The following is a 16,411-nucleotide window of genomic DNA, read 5'->3' as shown; positions in this document are numbered from 1 at the left end:
ATTACTTGCGCAGATTCCGATAAACTGAATCTTGCCGAACCGTTACGATGCCAGGTAGTTTTTTGCGTGCTTGCTGACGGGCATACCCGCCTGCCCCCGATTTTGCGGACCGTCTAACCAGTCTCATATAAACCACATATATCCCTACGCCACAGGCGGCAAAAATCATCCAGCCTGGTAGGGGTACAAAGACGGCTGACACCCCCCCCGTTACAATTATGAAAATAATCCATTTGATCAGCTGGCCTAGGTAATCCATGCCTATAACCCCTCTGACCTGGGGAGGGCGGTCAGCCCCTTTGTTAATCGGGTAACCCATACGGCTGTGTATTATTTGCCAAAAGCAGAGGTTAACACCAAGCCCACAACCCCCGCAAAAACAATAGCTGCACCCCAGTTGATCACTGACTTTTTAAAATCGGGATCGTTATTAAAAAATTTACTGGTGCATTGAATGCCGCCTACGAACCCCATAATCAGGCAAAGAGGAAGCATCAAATCCCCAACGCTTTTTCCCACATCCTGTAGTTCGGACGTTGCTTTATCAACCCCTTTAGCAATCGCTCCGGATTGCAGTCCCTGGGCGAGAACTGACCCTGTTGACAGAAGGAATCCCAACACTAAGGAAAGGGCAGAAAAATAAATGGTTTTAACATTTTTCATGCGTATTAAAATTTAAACGGTTACGATTGAAATTGACTAGAAAATGTAGTTGCTAGCCTTGTTAAGTCTAGCTTGTTCACCGGACGTGATAGCAGGAACCCTACGGCTAGACAAGCCAGTAAAACCAGCCTTTGAATGGTGCCGCCTGTTGAGGCTAGGTCAGCGCAAGGGCCTTGGATCGTGTGGTGAGGAATGGCAACCGGTTTGTTAAACAAGCCAAGATTTGACCCCACTCCTACCCCGATGAGCCCTAAAAATGTCCCTCTCGCCAGCCAGTTTAAGTGTTTTTGTTTCATGGTGTTTTAATTTTAACTTTTTGGTGAAATGATAAAATTTAATTTAGTTTCTAGGCCGTTCAATCAACCTTACATAAACTATTATACAACTAACCTAGGGCTTGGAAATGGAAATACAAACACTTTAAGTATTCATCGTAGCTACATTCATAACTTTAAAGTGGCTATGTGCCACGTTAGTCCCTAAAAAAAAGGGGTTCGTCCCCGGTTGTTGTTGTTTCGTCCTCACAAAAATTTTTGTCATTTTTTGATTTTTTTTTAGTGGCCTACATTCTGGAAAAACATTTCCTGAAATAGATTCCGATTAGGTTCTCCCTCCTCATTTGAAATTTCCGAGGAAGCCGCCACAAAACTGGATTGAACAACATTTTTCAAATTAACGTCTCCAGGCATCCGCTCTATAAGCGAAGCTATGATGTTGAGTAGGGTTGCCTGGTGCTTTTCTTGTTGCTCCCTCAGTTGTCTGTCAGCTGCATCTAGTCGCATGATCAACATCTCCTTTGTCAAGGTCGCAAACGTATTCATCCGCTCCTGATATACGTCCAGTTCTTCTCCATCTTCCAGTTGATTATCCTGTAGGCGTTGATCCAAATGATCTTCTTCCTGAAAGTCAGATTCTGTAGCTTGACTCGGGCGTTTCCCGTCATAACCTTGGGACATATCAAACAAAGTTTGTTCCCGTTCGTAGTCGATGTCATTTTCTTTTTCACGCTCCAGTCTATAAGCTTGCTGCAAAGCATAAATTTCCTTCCAGGCATCGGACATCTCTGGCTCTTCCGACTTTGTTCCTGCTACCAATCCCTGTTCACCTGGTAAGTTACCAGGCTGGGGGGCAGCAACTGAAGTGGTTTGTAAAGGCTGATTAGGCTGGCCGTCTGGCTCAACTTTAGGTGAGTAGCCATTTTTTTCAAGTTCTGCTATACGCGCTAAGACACCTTGATGTTCTTCGGAGGTAACATAATTCATCGGCACTTCCTGGGAAGATGCTGACTGATCGGATTGGCTTTCGGTAGAAATTTCCGAAGGGGTTAATACCGAGGGGGTATTTAAAAAATACCCCCTTAGATACCAACCTGAGACACTCAATCCTACTACACCAACAACAAGTAGTATCGTATCCATTATTCGAAACGTTTACGGGCTTTCCATTTAGCAATTAACTCATCAACCTCACTTTTGTGTTCTGACCGGTGATGGGTTAACAAATTGTCGATTAAATCACCTACGTTCAGTTTATACCCTTGCCGCCGGGCCTCACTGACCAGGACAGAAAGTAAATAATGAGATTCTTCCGTAATACGCACCGGTTTACCATCACTGGCTAAACTAGTACCATTTTCTTTTACCGGCTTTTTAAAGAACGTTTCCAGATATGAACTGGACTTTATACCCTCCCCTCCCTTGTTTTTCGACTTCCGAGGAATTGAAGCTGCCGCGCTGGTAGCCACAGATTCTGGAGAAGTTGAAACGTCTTTCCCTTTAATACCTTCATCGGACTCGCTCGGTTGACTGGCTTCCTCAACTGTCGCATTACCCACGCTTTCAGGCTTTTCTACCACCTGTGTCTCCGTAGAAACTCCCGGTTGGGAATCTTCAACCTTCACTGTAGTTGTTTCTTCCCTGGTTGATGTTCCGTCGGCTATCGGCCCACTGGTAATCGGATCGTTTTGGTTTAACCATGCCCTCATTCCTCCACTGGGTGGATTGATCGTTGGAATGGTGTTTTTGTTACTCTTGGCCATAAAATTATACAGTTGGTGAATTAGAAGCAAATATTTTATTCATTTCCTGAATTAATGGATTTATTACTCCATTTGGGAACAAGGTTGATCGAGTATCCTTAATAGCAACTGTGTCAGGGATACGATGCTCCATAAAATGCACGTTCATTGGCGTTTTGCGAGTAGCATTCAAACCCTCTAAATAGTTAAGGGCTGCTTGCTCCAAGCCGGAATATCGGTCCTTCCGCTCGCGGCTGTCAAACTTGTTCCAAAGCAAATAGGTTGGAACCATACCCCCGTTTTTATTAGAATACTTGGCTATAGCTAAAATGGTATGCATCGTCGATTCAAACGAGAGGGGATCTGACTCTAATAGTAGAAATGCTGCATCCAACCGCTGTATCACTCCTGGCATCCCTTCGACATTCAGCGTACCCGGTAGATCGATTAGAACAAGTTCGTTCTTTCTTACATACGCATCCAGTTTAGGCAATGTGTTTGCAACAGAATCAGCATAGATTGGATAAGGTAGTTGTCCCAATTTTTCGGCCTTCCTTAGAAATCCTTCATCTGATTTCAACCGCGCAATTTCAGATGTACGAATAGATTGAATGTTGTGTTGAGGAAAGTCACAATCGAAGACAGCAACCGGTACCCGTTCAACCTGGTAAAAGTACGTAGCGACGTGGGTAGTGATACTGGTTTTCCCTACCCCACCCTTTTGAGAAAAAAACGAAATAAACTTTGCCATTATAAAATATTAAAATGTTGACTTGTTACATTTTTACAATGTAAGGTTAATACATTATTGCATTGTATTGTTATCACATTGTCACAATGTGATAACAATACAATGCAATAATGGCTAAATGTATAAAACTTGCAATGTATAAAACAAGCATTGTAAGAAAATTACTTTGTGTAAATGTAATAATGTAAAAATAGTACAATGTAACTTTACGACAAAGTTTATATAGTACAATGTAGCATTCTTACAATGTGAAAACTCCACAATGTCAAAAGCGTACAACGTGAGAAGTATGCAATGTAAGAAGTATACAATGTGAGAACTATACAATGTGAAAAGCACACAATGTAAAAGGTAGACAATGTGTACTTGTTACAATGTAACAAGTACACATTGTCAAAATGTAGCCTTATGCAGTCGAACTATACTTAGCCCAATAGATGTAAAAATGTTACATTATTACATTTTTACTGACAAGGTACACCTCTAAGTCAGTTATTCGATGAGTGTTCATTATGTAAAATTGTAACATTCTTACATTGTAAGAAATGTACATTGTTGACAGCTCTACCGGGTTTATCGAACCGGTTGGTGAGCGAAAGTAGATGCCTTATTATGTGAAAATGTAACATTATTACATTTTCACACTGTTACATACTATTAGTCCTCCCCTCACTATCCTCATAAAAAATTTCTCGTTGGTTTAGTTGGCTTCTCGTTTTACGGAGTAGCTTTGTTTGCAACAAAGAGCAAGATGTGTTTTGCGGCACGCAAAACATACCCTAGCGCTAACGCGACTACGGTCGGACCGCCGAAGCGGCAACATCTTGCCCAGGCGGGGGCCTCCGCTCCGGCGGCCCGGTTCTTTGCTACGCAGTCTGAACTACGGGAGGTAATGGAAAACGAAGCGGAAAAAAAACAGCTGAATCCAGGCGGACGCCCGAATCTTTCGGGCGAAGAGGTACTCGCCTACCGGCTAGTGACGCGGGTCAATGAGAAGGATCATTTGGCTATTCAACGAGATTTTAGCCTATGGCAAAGTAGTCGGGTAGGGCGGATAGCTGACTACCTACGGGAGATTATTTTAAACCGAAACACGCCGAAGCTAACGGTAGCCAAAGGAGATATTCAGAAAGACCAGGTTGTTGAGCTAACTCAGACCTTACATAACATCCGGCAGCACCTCAAGCATCTGGATACGAATTATAACCAGATCGCTAAACGAATCAACAGCATCGAACATACCGGAAAACTTTATTACGAGGTGCAGACAAGTAAGGTCATTATCGATAAAATAGGGCCAATAATCACACAGATAGATAGCTTAGTAAAGGCACAAACCGAAGAAATTTTTAAAAAATAGGATGGTTATTCGGCTGACAGTTGGGGCACAAATCGGCGGGGCACTACGCTATAATGAACAGAAGGTTGTTCAGAAGCAGGCCCATGTCCTGGGTGCAACCGGCTTTGCCAATAACGAGTTAGCTGAAAAAAGCCGTAATTATGCCACCAATGTTCTGGAAAGCCAAGCTAAAAAGAACTCGAATGTCAAGAAGCCTACACTTCATTTCTCGCTCAGTTTGCATCCAACCGAGCAGGTAAGTGATGAGAAATTCAAGGCGATGGCTCACCAGTTTATGGCCGAAATGGGCTATCAAAATCAGCCGTATATGGTCTATCGCCACCATGATACGGCCCACCCGCACATTCACATTGTAACCACCTGCGTAAACGAATCGGGCGAAAAAATAAATGATTCCTTTATCAAACGCCGGACCAATGCCGTGCGTCAGAGGCTTGAACTACGATTCGGCCTTATCAAAGCGCAGGGTCGTGGTAAGGAAAAAACGGCTGAACAGGGCCAACCTGTGACACCGGAGCACGCTCAGGAAGTCCAGTCGACGCAGGCCCAGAAAAAGGGAGGTTTTGAAAAGAAAGATCAACTGGAGGCCATCTTACGCCAGACATTTCAACAGGGTGCATTCGACAATATTGACGAATACCGTGCTTTGTTGAAAAAGCAGCATGTTCATACGGTCCTGCACCAAAGTACGCTGAATGGGAAACCCGTTCGGGGTATCAGTTACCAGTTCACCGACGAAGCGGGTAAAGTGGCAACTCCTCGTATCAAAGCCAGTGAAATCGGAGCCTGGGCGACCTGGAAGGAGATTGAAAAGCAGTTTGGTAACCCTGGCCAGCAGCAACAAAAAGGACAAGCTCAGAAGCAGGAGCAAAGTCAACCAAACCTGCTGACCTACGAGCAGTATAAAGCGCTTGCCACCCTACTGTCAGAGGAGTTAAGGGCTTATAAGAAAGAGCAGCATATCTATTATGAAAGCGCTCTGATCGAGAACTTCACAACGGCAGCTATGCAAGCCCGGCTTCACGCTATTACGCGAAAGAAATTAAGCGATGTAGAAATTAGTGAAGCTGTACGCTGTTTCGAAGAATATAAACGCGCACAACTGCCAGAAATCATCAAGAAGGAGCAGTTCGCCTTTATCCGCACGATGGACACCTATACCAAGATTGCCAGTGAGATTCAGGGCAGTGCTCAAAATAAGCGGGAATTCTTTTCGGCACTTAGTGTAGATGTTTCGGTTGATGGCTGGATTACTAGCCCCAGCAATCGCCATTTAGCTTATCAGATCGGGCCCGCGCATTACGACAGAATCCAAACCGATGACGGTCTTGAGTTGAAAATGCATAAAATTTACTCTCGCGGTGAGCGAACTGTTATGCTGCTTAGTGAATCGAAAAAGCCCTTTAAAGAAAGCTATTACGATGTTCGAGCGGAGCACCTGGAACGCATCCTTAAGCCAGAACGGATGAAGGTCATCCATGCGCAACTAAATGCCAACTACATAACCCGTCTACAAAAAGATGGGCCCGTATTAGGCGTAGATCAAGTCCGCTATTACTATCAGCGAGGCATTGTTATTGATCCTCAACAACTGGCTACGGGTAAGATGGATAACGAAGCTATTTGTACCATTAGGTATAACGCAGCCCCCGCTCAGTCGGCCGTATCTGCTGGGAACGTGTTTGAGAAGCAGATGCCTCACCTCAACCTAGAACACTGGCATAAGGGACTTTCTACCGAGGCCGGGCGATATATGGTCACTTTAGCGCAATTAATCGACCAGGCAAAGGAAACGAATGGAAAGTCGAACGATCTTACCTTCTTGCGTAAACAGATTCATCAGCGTGATCCAGCGTTAGCAAAATTCTCCAATGAAGAACTCCTCGGCGTATTAGAAAAGCGGAGTCTACAAGGAAAAGGCTGGATTAAACAAACCGATCTGGAGGCTAAAATTGATCCTAACACCTACATGAACGAGTACGCGATCAATGCCCAATTAGTAGACATTCGGGCAGCTGATGTACTTGGTTACGAACAAACGGGTAAGTTTAAGCATGTAGGAAAGGGAATAAAAAAACGTAGCAAAGGCCGCGAAATGTAAGATTGACTACCCGGCTAGGTCTTTATAGGGAAGACTCATTCTGAAAATGTGTAGACAGCGTTAAAAAAAATAGATTTCTTTTATGAGGACGAAGTAACAACAACGGGGGACGAACCCCTTTTTTTTGGGGACCAACGTGGCTGATAGCCACTTTTTAAGTTATGGATATAGCTACAGTCAGGAGGAAGATAATTTGATTTTTTCGAGGTAAAAAGTAGGTTAGGTATTTAATTATCAATCAATTAAACACACGGTTATGAGTAATCAAAATGAACAACAGCAAAATGATTGGGTACACAAAGGGGTACTTACCGTTAGTTTCGTTATCCTAATGGTACACGTATACTTCTTCTGTTTTGATAGCTTGGAGTCGCGTGGCTATACATGGAGTATCATCAACAATTTCCTGCTAAAGATCAATCGGCACATTCACATTTTTGATAGCACGATTTATACCAAGCTGATATGCCTACTACTTCTGCGGGTTTACGGCTGGGCTAACAAACCGAAAAAGGATTTGACAACCACCTGGGTGACCGTGTGGTCAAATGCCATTCCAGGGCTATTACTGTTCCTGGGAAACTTTTTTCTCTTACGGATGTCGGCTGTTCCAGTGGACATCCGGAATGGGCTTTATATCGCCACAACAATTGCAGGTTTCATTTTATTGCTAAGTGCAGTAAGTCTGGCTAGTCGAATACTTGGTTTCAACTTAAGGGATGATCCCTACAACGAGGAAAACGAACAATTCATGCACCAGGAAGAAAAACTGAAAAATGAGAATTCAGTCAATATTCAGATCAACTATATTTATGGCAAGAAACAGCGTCAAGGCTGGGTAAACATCACAAACCCATTCCGGGCTACGATGATTGTTGGTACACCGGGTTCAGGGAAGTCCTATGCCGTTCTTAATAATTTTATCCGGCAACATATTGAGAAAGGGTTTTCGATGATGGTTTATGACATAAAATACCCGACGCTTACCAAAATTGCGTACACCTATTATCTAAAAAATAAGGATAAGTACCCAGAGTTAAACAAAAATAAAAAGACGGGTGAGCTGGGGGCCATGCCCATGTTTTGCAATGTCAACTTTGATAAACCGCGTGAATCGCTACGGATCAATCCATTGCTACCCACTAAAATGACCGATATTCAGGACGCCCTAGAAGCCGCCAAAATCATCATGTATAATATTAACCGGGACTGGATCGGCAAGAGTGGTGATTACTTTGCTGATTCAGCCATTAACTTTCTCACCTCTGTTATCTGGTACCTGAAGCGCTACGACGACCGAATGCTACAGGAAGCCAAGGAAAAAGGGGTTGAACACGATGGTCGGTTCTATTGCACATTACCACACGTCATTGAGATGATTGCCACGGTTAAGGAACAATTGTTTCCAATCCTTCAATCAGAGGAAGACATTGAATTACTATTGAGCCCTTTTGCCTCTGCTTTATTGAAAGGCGCTAACAACCAGCTGGAAGGACAGATTTCGTCGGCGTTAATCGCACTCGGCCGCGTGGCCAGCCCAGCCTTATACTGGGTTCTGACAGGGAATGATTTTAGCTTAGATATCAATAATCCCAAGGAGCCTAAGATTCTATGTTTAGGAAACAATCAGGAACGAAAGGATACCCAAGGGATCATCATAGGATTAATTAACTCCCGAATGGTAAAACTGATCAATAAAGAAGGCCAGCTAAAATGCTCAATCATTGTTGATGAATTACCAACGATCTATCTGATGGGCTTGGATAACCTCATCGCTACGGCTCGTAGTAACAAGATATCCACCTGTCTGGGTATACAGGATTACACACAAATTAAGAAAATGTATGGTGACAAAGAGGCCGCAGCCATCTGGACAATTATTGGAAATATATTCTCAGGTCAGGTATTAGGAGAGACGGCTAAAGACCTGTCGAGTCGATTTGGAAAGATACGGCAGCAAAGCCGGTCTGTATCAATCAACGAACGGGATACGAATATAAGTCTGTCCGAACGGATGGAACCGTTGATCCCCGAATCTAAAATCTCATCCCTTTCCCAAGGATCGTTTGTCGGCAGCGTAGCCGATAACTTTGATCAAAAAGTGAAGCTAAAAACCTTCAATGGCGAACTGGTAGTTGAACCGGTAATGGTTGACCAGCTAAATAATCTAACCCCTATTCCGGAACGGCCAGAAATGGCTAAATACTTGGATGAAGAACTCAATAAGCTTGTAGCTGATAACTTTAAACAGGTTAAAAAAGAAATCAAAAAATTAGTGGATTCGGAATTGAATCGCCTGAACAATGATCCAAACTATCAGCACCTGGTTACTCAATACCAGGAATCCGAAGAGGACTAATGCAGAATATGTCAAGCCAATTTGATTATTTAGCAAATAATTTGAAACGGAATTGGCTCGACAGTAATGCAGGAACGTTTAAGTAACCGATTACGAGAAGCCCGGATTGTACTGGGCTTTACTCAGGCTGAGGCAGCCAGCGCCATCGGTATTAAACAACCCATGCTCCACCGGGCTGAAACATCGATGGAGATAAGTAGTAACCGGTTACTCCAAATAGTGGATTACTACGTTAACCAACGAAAAATTAATCCGGCTTGGTTGCTCAGTGAACCCAATTTAGCTTTTGACATCTTTGCTGGTGAAGATAAAGCCGATGAGCAGAAACTTAGGCTACTAAAAGGTTTTCTGGAAACGCTGGATGGGATCGACAAAACCGATGAATCCGGCAAATAGATTTACTTACGTGTTAGGGTAGCCAATGGTTTAATGGGCTTAGAGAGGAGAAAACAGTAGGGTAGGGGATCAACAACCTGCCCATTGTAACGAACGCCGTAGTGCAGGTGGGGGCCCGTAGTCATGCCCGAAGCCCCCACCCGCCCAATGACCTGGCCCCGGTAAACAAAATCACCGGGTTTAATCAAGGTCGATAGCAGATGGCCGTAAAGCGTCTGATGACCTCGGCCGTGAGTTAGGTAAATGGCTAATCCAATGCCTTCTGGTTGATTAATAATCTGTCGGCAAAAACCATCCGCTGTTGCATACACCGGATTTCCTAAGGGTGCCGGTAAATCAATACCCGTATGCGATGCAAGACTACCTAAAACCGGATGTTGGCGCATTCCAAATTTGGAACTCATTCGGGTTTTTACCAGCCCAGTAGCTTTGTCGGCAGCCACATGGAAGGGTAATATAGAAGGAACATCCCGTAACCGGTTTAAGGATCGATCTCGATCCGTTAAGGGATTACCCCCCACCTTTCTATTGACTAAATCTTGACTTCTGATTGCCGCTACCCGCCGTGTCGCCAAGCTGTCTATGTACCGTAAAAATTGCAAACTATCCTTAATGGGATCAAGTACTGGAAAAGAAGGAGCCGGTTTAGCGGAGCTTACCAGGTCTGGTGAAGAACCAGTCTTATCTAAATAGGTAACCGGAAACGAATGCCCGGTATTTGGCCGTATCCTATCCGTTGATACCTGTTGCGAATAGGGTGAAAGCTGGGCAGGAGACGTAAAAACGCCCTGGGCAAAAGCGGTTGGAGACCCAATCAAGAACAGAGAAATTGTGAGTAACTGTTTCGAGAAGCGCATTGACAAAAATAATAAAAAATTTTCTTGGATACTATTGTATTGTAGTATATACTAAAGAAATTAGCCTTCTTTAACGATATTTAGACCCGTAAAACTGAATCATGACGAACAATCCTTATGGCAAAACGAAACAGCCCTAAACATTCGCCAAGCTTAAGAATTAAAGCCGTAAGCGAGGTGGCCCCCGAATCCGAGCAACTCAAAGAACAGTTCTATGAACTGCTCTTACCCGAAGAATATCAGGAATTAAGGCAATACCTGGGAAACGACGGATTCTTAAGTAATGACGAAATCAGTGCTGCCTTACGAGATGGTCGATTAGTAAAAGAAGAGCTATCCGAAAAGCTTTCGACGTTAAATCTGCCTACCGATAATAAGGGCTTACAAGAGAAGCTGACGGCCTACCTCTGGGAGCTTCACCAAATCATTAAGGACCCAGCCTTAGAACGCATCCAGGCTGATAAATTCTACCAGGTAGAGACCATACAAGCCATTCCTGATGCCGAACGCAAGCAGGGAGAGGATGAACAATCCAAACAACGGGAACGGGACAGAAGTCTCGAAATTGTAAACGGCGGACTCATTGCGAACTTTCTTCACAATTTCAAGAAGGCGTACAACCTGGAAGATAATCCAGAAATAGACATGGGAAAGAAAACTCGTTTTCAATGGCAGGATGTGGAAGCTTCAATGGAAAAGATGGGTCTCACGCGTGAAATGCTAGCCGAAACAGGCAATTTGGACCGCTTATTAAAGGGTGAGAAAACCGGTGTCATTGACTTTAAATCAGAATACAATGGTCAGGAAACGGCCTTACGGGGTAAGATTTATTTGGTCAGTCAAGGAGATGAAGTAAAACCTTTTTTTCAATCGGTTAAGCAGACGCTGCAAGTGCCCGATCAGAAATGGGGGTACTCGTTTAGTCAGGAGGATAAAGACCTACTCAAGCAAAAAGGTGAGTTAGGCAAACAGGTCGAGTTGGATGACCGAATTACAGGAAAGAAATACAAGGCGTACGTCGGTGTCGATCAGGAAACAAACTCGCTGACCATTTGGCGCGCAGATAGGGTACATATCCCGATCCAGATCAAAGGGATTACCCTGTCAAAAGAACAGCAGGAATCCCTACAGCAAGGAAACCCCATACGGTTATCCGGTATGACGGGTGAGAATGGCCAAAAATTCGATGCTGATGTACAGGTATCTGCTGGCAGGCGGAGCCTCAGCTTTTCGCCCCCTTCCGAAGCGATCAAACAAACCATCGATGTAAAAACAGCGAAGGAGATGAACCGCACGTCGGACCAGCTGCAAGGCACATCCGTCGGCAGCCCAACGACCAAGACCCACCTACCCGCGCAGAAAAAACAGAGAGAAGAGTCAGAAAATAAGGGTATCGATCCGGAAGTAGCAAAAACCGGTGAACCAGCCGCTAAAAAAGAGCTGGATAAAAATAAGAGCCAGGCTAAAAACAAAAAGACCCAGAAGGATCAGGGTCTTGGTGTCTAATCGGAATACCGTTACTTACTGCCGAATCCAGGTCAGGGTTGCTTCGTGCGTTTTTTTGTCTTCGCTATCAATCAAGTCAATGTGACGGTGCCAGACCATCGTCGTCTGATCAACCGTCACATTGTGGTAGTCACCCGATTCATAAGGCGACAATACACTTAGATTTGATCCTGAAGCTTTCCAGGTTCCTTTTTCAGCAAACCCGAACAGTTCTAACGTGCGGGAGTCACAGGTTTCAGAAGTCGTCCGGGATATTTTACCGTTGCTGGTTAGGTTCATGCGAAAATCATTGATACAGGCATCTCCGATTTGTTGCCGGTAAGTAGCCAGTAGATCCGTGACATTAGTACCCCAGACACCGGTAGTGCCGGGATCGATTGTCAGGGCCTGAAGTTTCCAGCTGCTAGCGACTAAAGCCGGATCGAATGCCGGTGTAACGTCTCCTCCGCCTTTTTTGCAACTCCACAGTAGCGTAAGGGATAAGAAAAGAATCAAACGTTTCATAGTTGTCAATCTATTAACAGGTTATTACAATGCCTACCTACAACCAACCCAGTTTTCAGGATTACCGCAGCCAAATATCCATCATCGAACTGGCCTTGCATTCAGGGTACGAATGGCAACCCAAAAAAGGGAAAACGATGCCTGTTCTTTACAATCCTAGCTTCGATGACCACATCGTCGTGAAGAATCCCAATGATCCGGCAAATCAAGTTTATTTCCAAACTGGTTCCTACGCTGATCGCGGTACGTTGATCAATTTTGTCTCAAATCGTTTAACGAGTTGTTTCAGTCAATTCAATAACCCGAATCGTACCCCAGCCCAATGCATCAACGATGTTCTGAAAGACTATCTGGGCATTGTTCCGGAACGGAAACAATCGGTGAAAAAGTTGGAAGACTTCATCCACCAGAGTTTTCGGGAAGCCGCTACTGAACAAGAATTCTCCCTGGAGCATTATAAGCTTAGCCAACTCCCCGCTAAGAACTACCTGACCCAAGAACGTTACATCCTGCCTGATCTACTCAACTCGCCCCAGTTTTCGGGGACAGTAGCCACTCAGCGAATTTATTTCAACGAAGGCAAACCCGTTTCACTGGCCGGTAATGAGCAGTCACCTAATGGCGAACGGGTTCTTGAAAATATTGCCTTTCCATACATTCCCGGCGATGGAGAGGCTATAAATGGGTTGGAACTAAGAACCGCTACCTTTAAAAGTCACGCAGCCGGTTCAGATCGTAGCCACGGCGTTTGGATTTCCAATGCCAATGAACTACCCACCCTGCGGCTTGTCGTCGGAGAAAGCGCCATTGACCTCTTATCGTTTCGACAGATGGAGATCAGTACGGGCCTGCATCCCCAGGCTGACAGCCGGTACGCGTCCATCGGTGGAAGCTTGTCCCTGGATAACCTGACGACGCTGGAGAAATTCATGGATACCTCAACGCAGCTGGTGTTTGGCTTTGATAATGATGATAAAGGGGCACGGTATGCACTAACCGCCTTAACCGCGATGTCGAAAGATAATTTGTCACTAACCCAGGCCAGCCAGCAGGGATACGTTTCCCTACAGGTTCCCTCACCCGCCTTACAGCAAGGCTTTACAAAATTGATTGAGGACCATAGCCGGGCTATACAAACCTACATGCCTCAGGCGTCGAGCGATTTAAGCGAAGACCTGAAAAAAAATATGTTTCATTGGCGAACGGATACGAAAGTGCCTACCCTTGAAATTCCGCTCAACACGGCACTGCTGAACACGGTAAATAACCAACTCATCCACCAAGGTCAATTCTCGCGCTCGGTAGCCATTGTGCGGCCCAGGGGAAAGGATTTCAATGAAGATCTGAAAGCGGAACAATTACGTCAGCTCAAACGGCCAGTTCTGCTTATCAATCCAGCCAAGGGGCAAATAGTAAACCGTTTTTCGACGGAGGAGGATGCCCGTCAGTTCATTGAGAAGGACCTAACTAAAAAATTACTGCCCATTGGTACAGAACTACAGGTACTGAAAGCAGGTCCAAATCAGCTACGCCCAACCGCACTAGGTGAAATTCGGGTAACCTCATCGGGCTTAGAAAAGACGTATACGGACACCTTCAAAACGCAGGCTAAACGGCAGCGTCACGAACCAAGTAAAACGAACGAACAAACTTTATAGAAGGGATAATTATAAATCGTTATGTATTTAATAAATAGAGATTTATACTTATTTATAAAAGCACATAGGCTTAGATTTAATTGTTTCTCCCCCTAACTTATAATTAGTTATGAAACTACTGATAGTCGAATCACCCAATAAAATTAAGAAGCTTAAATCCCTGCTGGGATCAGAGTATGAAGTAGCGGCAAGTGTTGGCCATATCCGCGATTTGCCCACTAAAGAGTTAGGCATAAACCGCCAGGCCGGGTACAAGATGGACTACCAGGTGTACGACGAAAAACAGGATGTTGTCAAACGTATGCTACTAGAATAGGTTTACAAAGGGGAACAAGACTGATTATCAGCCTGATATTGCACATTTCCAAACCGCACTTTTTTATACGGGTACCATTTTAGTGACTGATGGCCTTGACTTTGGTGAACTTGATTCGGCGTTTTATAGCCTAAAGACGCATGCGGTCGGACCGAATTGTAAGCACAAATGGCTTGCTCAACAGCCGTCTCGGCCATGACAAAAGTAGGGAAGCCCCGAAGATGAAAGTCTTCCTTTAAGGTTCGAAAAACCCGCTCCGCTAACGCATTCTCATTAGGGTCACCCGACTCGGTCATACTGATAGTGATCTTCGCCTGACGTAGCCGATCCACATAAGCGCCCGAGCAATACTGAACGCCCCGATCGGACGGGGCCGCCCGTGCGGTGGTGAATAAGCGCTTGATCAGTTCGCGTACGCGTTTTCAACGCCATCTCCAGGGCGGCTACCGGCCCTTTAGCTTCCAGGGTCTTATGGAAGGACCAACCGATGATTTTTCGGGAGTAGGCATCCATCAGCACCGACAAATAGGCAAAACCAATTCCTACTCGGATGTAACTCAAATCACTCACCCAGAGCTGACCAACTCCATCTGGTTTTAGCTCCTTAACCTGGTTAGGGTACTTTTCCAAATTATGATCAGAGTCGGTTGTCTTGATTCTAGATCGTTTCTTTGTCAGTAACAAGCCATTGACTTTTAATAGATTATGCAGTTTATCACGCCCTAGCTTGATTTGATGAGATGCCAAAAAGTCCTGCATCAATTCATACAGTTTAGTCGTCCTAAGCCCGCAACCTGTCTTCGCAAACGCCTAACTTCAGCCAGCACAATCGCGGCCTGAAAGCCTTGTTTTTCTTGACGCCGGGTAGCCGCATACCAGGCTTGTCGTGTTAATCCAAACGCCCCACACAACTGCTCCATCCCCACTAAGGGGTAGCGACGAGTTAGTTGGTTGACCGTTTGGTGCCGCACGGGCGGCCCCGCAGACTTTTTTAAGATCGGGATCTGAAACTGCTTTTCAGCAATTTGGATGGCAGTTTCAAAGGCTTCGGCTTTGAGTTTAAGCCATTTATTCTCGTCTTCGGTAGCGGCCAGGCGTCGCTCAAGGGCTTTGACGTAGGCGTCTTGGTTGTGCTTTTTCATGGCTTTGTAACAGCGATAGGGGTATAAATATGGCGCTAATCGGTGCTTGAAATACCGCACGGGCGGCCCCGCATCGGTTCAACTGACGTAACTCAGTCAGTGAGATGTGCAAGTATTGTTGGATGTCGGCAGGCTGAGCGATTTCGGCTCGATAGACTTCGACGACCTTTCGCCTGAAATGAAGCGATTTTCTATTTTTCTTATTTCGTTGTAATACGCTAATATACATAAGCTTACCGGTTTACTGTACACAGAAACCAGTAGCATACGAGGTGTTGTATGTTAAACTCAGCGAGACCGTCCCCGGTCCCGCTGGTCTTCAAAACCGTGCATGCCACTTTCGCGGCACACGGCTCCTCAGTGGGTTGGTAGTTGTCACCTACATCTGGGTCGACACCCTAAGTTCAGGGTATTTCGCCAGACTTTGACTATGTGTGTTTGCCGCTCAAAGAACCTTCGTTCTTACAGTCCATCATCAGGGTTACCCCTGTGATTTTAGCCATATACACGGGTACTAACTCCTAGTCACTCCAACTCACCGTGCCTACGTCAGCCTATCCCACCCATTACAGTGGGCTTTTGCTTCTTAGGTAATCCTGCCCTAAACTGGCTTACGGTTAGCACCTACTGGGCAATTTACATTGCCGAGAGCCAATAAAGGGTTACCTCGTTCCTGATCGTCGTTGATCGAGTGGTTAGGATGATGCTATCTGCCGGGTTTATCGGGAATGCAATCTGGTCGTACACTTACCGCCAGCCCCTTATCCGTGCCATTTTGGCC

General features: G+C 45.0%; 17 protein-coding genes. 7 read left to right on the top strand and 10 right to left on the bottom strand.

Features of this window, described 5'->3' with window-relative positions; all coding sequences use genetic code 11:
• Window position 1: 1 nt before the first annotated feature.
• The 5 genes from ACFS25_RS16655 to ACFS25_RS16635 form a co-directional block, all read right to left on the bottom strand.
• Window positions 2–319 (bottom strand): DUF4133 domain-containing protein, encoded by a 318-nt coding sequence (locus ACFS25_RS16655; RefSeq protein WP_093831125.1) that lies wholly within the window; start codon window positions 317–319, stop codon window positions 2–4.
• Window positions 320–330: 11 nt separating this feature from the next.
• Window positions 331–663, bottom strand: coding sequence for a DUF4134 family protein (locus ACFS25_RS16650; RefSeq protein WP_381503309.1), 333 nt, complete (start codon window positions 661–663; stop codon window positions 331–333).
• 554 nt (window positions 664–1,217) lie between these two features.
• Entirely contained in the window at window positions 1,218–2,081 is an 864-nt protein-coding gene (locus ACFS25_RS16645; RefSeq protein WP_381503306.1) for a hypothetical protein, read from the bottom strand.
• Complete coding sequence (locus ACFS25_RS16640) at window positions 2,081–2,701, bottom strand: hypothetical protein (RefSeq protein WP_381503303.1); 621 nt, start codon at window positions 2,699–2,701, stop codon at window positions 2,081–2,083. Before ACFS25_RS16640 ends, ACFS25_RS16645 begins: the two co-directional genes overlap by 1 nt.
• Window positions 2,702–2,705: 4 nt before the next feature.
• Window positions 2,706–3,431 (bottom strand): ParA family protein, encoded by a 726-nt coding sequence (locus tag ACFS25_RS16635; RefSeq protein ID WP_381503301.1) that lies wholly within the window; start codon window positions 3,429–3,431, stop codon window positions 2,706–2,708.
• Between the two features lie 730 nt (window positions 3,432–4,161).
• Here ACFS25_RS16635 and ACFS25_RS16630 point away from each other — a divergent pair.
• From ACFS25_RS16630 to ACFS25_RS16615, 4 genes are all read left to right on the top strand, one after another.
• Window positions 4,162–4,791 (top strand): plasmid mobilization protein, encoded by a 630-nt coding sequence (locus tag ACFS25_RS16630; RefSeq protein ID WP_381503299.1) that lies wholly within the window; start codon window positions 4,162–4,164, stop codon window positions 4,789–4,791.
• Window position 4,792: 1 nt separating this feature from the next.
• Window positions 4,793–6,892 carry a relaxase/mobilization nuclease domain-containing protein gene (locus tag ACFS25_RS16625; protein ID WP_381503297.1) on the top strand — a complete coding sequence of 700 codons (2,100 nt, stop codon included), beginning with the start codon at window positions 4,793–4,795 and terminating at the stop codon, window positions 6,890–6,892.
• Between the two features lie 256 nt (window positions 6,893–7,148).
• The gene (locus ACFS25_RS16620) at window positions 7,149–9,251 is read left to right on the top strand and encodes a YWFCY domain-containing protein (RefSeq protein WP_381503295.1); all 2,103 of its coding nucleotides are present in this window, start codon (window positions 7,149–7,151) and stop codon (window positions 9,249–9,251) included.
• Between the two features lie 66 nt (window positions 9,252–9,317).
• Window positions 9,318–9,647, top strand: a complete 330-nt coding sequence (locus ACFS25_RS16615) for a helix-turn-helix domain-containing protein (RefSeq protein WP_381503293.1) — start codon at window positions 9,318–9,320, stop codon at window positions 9,645–9,647.
• Window positions 9,648–9,649: 2 nt separating this feature from the next.
• On the opposite strand, the gene ACFS25_RS16610 is transcribed toward ACFS25_RS16615, so the two are convergent.
• Window positions 9,650–10,504 carry a M23 family metallopeptidase gene (locus ACFS25_RS16610; RefSeq protein WP_381503290.1) on the bottom strand — a complete coding sequence of 285 codons (855 nt, stop codon included), beginning with the start codon at window positions 10,502–10,504 and terminating at the stop codon, window positions 9,650–9,652.
• A gap of 117 nt (window positions 10,505–10,621) precedes the next feature.
• Here ACFS25_RS16610 and ACFS25_RS16605 point away from each other — a divergent pair, with 117 nt between their 5' ends.
• On the top strand, window positions 10,622–12,010 hold the full coding sequence (locus ACFS25_RS16605) for a DUF3945 domain-containing protein (protein WP_381503288.1): 1,389 nt from the start codon (window positions 10,622–10,624) through the stop codon (window positions 12,008–12,010).
• 15 nt (window positions 12,011–12,025) lie between these two features.
• Here ACFS25_RS16605 and ACFS25_RS16600 read toward each other — a convergent pair whose 3' ends face one another.
• The gene (locus ACFS25_RS16600; RefSeq protein WP_381503286.1) at window positions 12,026–12,514 is read right to left on the bottom strand and encodes a hypothetical protein; all 489 of its coding nucleotides are present in this window, start codon (window positions 12,512–12,514) and stop codon (window positions 12,026–12,028) included.
• A 29-nt stretch (window positions 12,515–12,543) separates the two neighbouring features.
• On the opposite strand from ACFS25_RS16600, the gene ACFS25_RS16595 reads away from it, so the two are divergent.
• Window positions 12,544–14,172, top strand: a complete 1,629-nt coding sequence (locus tag ACFS25_RS16595; protein ID WP_381503281.1) for a toprim domain-containing protein — start codon at window positions 12,544–12,546, stop codon at window positions 14,170–14,172.
• 109 nt (window positions 14,173–14,281) lie between these two features.
• Window positions 14,282–14,488 carry a toprim domain-containing protein gene (locus ACFS25_RS16590; protein WP_381503276.1) on the top strand — a complete coding sequence of 69 codons (207 nt, stop codon included), beginning with the start codon at window positions 14,282–14,284 and terminating at the stop codon, window positions 14,486–14,488.
• A 2-nt stretch (window positions 14,489–14,490) separates the two neighbouring features.
• On the opposite strand, the gene ACFS25_RS16585 is transcribed toward ACFS25_RS16590, so the two are convergent.
• Genes ACFS25_RS16585 through ACFS25_RS16575 form a run of 3 tightly spaced genes read right to left on the bottom strand, consistent with a single transcriptional unit; the run spans window position 14,491 to window position 15,630 of the window.
• Window positions 14,491–14,784, bottom strand: coding sequence for an integrase core domain-containing protein (locus ACFS25_RS16585; protein WP_381503273.1), 294 nt, complete (start codon window positions 14,782–14,784; stop codon window positions 14,491–14,493).
• The gene (locus ACFS25_RS16580) at window positions 14,768–15,247 is read right to left on the bottom strand and encodes a transposase (protein WP_381503271.1); all 480 of its coding nucleotides are present in this window, start codon (window positions 15,245–15,247) and stop codon (window positions 14,768–14,770) included. The genes ACFS25_RS16585 and ACFS25_RS16580 overlap by 17 nt, the downstream gene beginning before the upstream one ends.
• Window positions 15,247–15,630 carry a hypothetical protein gene (locus ACFS25_RS16575; RefSeq protein ID WP_381503269.1) on the bottom strand — a complete coding sequence of 128 codons (384 nt, stop codon included), beginning with the start codon at window positions 15,628–15,630 and terminating at the stop codon, window positions 15,247–15,249. The genes ACFS25_RS16580 and ACFS25_RS16575 overlap by 1 nt, the downstream gene beginning before the upstream one ends.
• Between the last annotated feature and the right edge of the window lie 781 nt (window positions 15,631–16,411).

Origin of the sequence: Spirosoma flavum (assembly GCF_042686045.1) — a bacterium.
Taxonomy (GTDB): domain Bacteria; phylum Bacteroidota; class Bacteroidia; order Cytophagales; family Spirosomataceae; genus Spirosoma; species Spirosoma flavum.
The sequence above is the reverse complement of the archived record's forward strand: the minus strand, read 5'-3'. Positions and strand labels throughout refer to the sequence as shown.